This is a genomic window from Lactobacillus sp. C449L (genome assembly GCF_059900815.1).
Genome location: NZ_JBWXGA010000173.1, coordinates 1 through 471 on the forward strand (window position 1 = coordinate 1; position 471 = coordinate 471).

Sequence of the window (471 nt, forward strand, 5' to 3'; positions counted from 1 at the left end):
GCCCTGTCGGTGCAGGGTCAGCCGCTCGGACGCGCTGAGGGTTCCAGAGGTCAGGATCAGCTTGTCGCCCTGGGTGAAGCGGCCATGGACCTTCATGGCCAGCTCCTTGCTGTCGACCGTGATGACGGCCCCGTCGGACTTCAGGCCGATATAGTCGATGTCCGTGATCGACTTCCCTGTGAGATCGATATTCGTGCCAAAGATAAAGAGGTCATCGTAGCCGATTCCACCGCCACCGCCGATGGTGTCGGTGCCGGCCAACTGCTCCGCCGAGATTAAAATCATCTCGGCTTCATTCTCCTCTCCCATGATCGACTTGATGTCGATCAGCGTCACCTGCCTCAGGTCGAAACTTCCGCCGTCGTCGAGGCGCAGGGTATCGTTGCCGCCGCCGCCTGTGATGCTGTCCCCTGCCGTGAGATCCCAGTTTCGCGTCACGAAGGTGTCGTCGACGCCCGTGCCGGTGAGAGT

General features: G+C 60.9%; 1 protein-coding gene. It reads right to left on the reverse strand.

The window, feature by feature from the left end:
- Positions 1-471 (reverse strand): hypothetical protein (locus tag AC2JF9_RS08880; protein WP_500727037.1); only part of this gene is annotated, 471 nt, incomplete at both ends.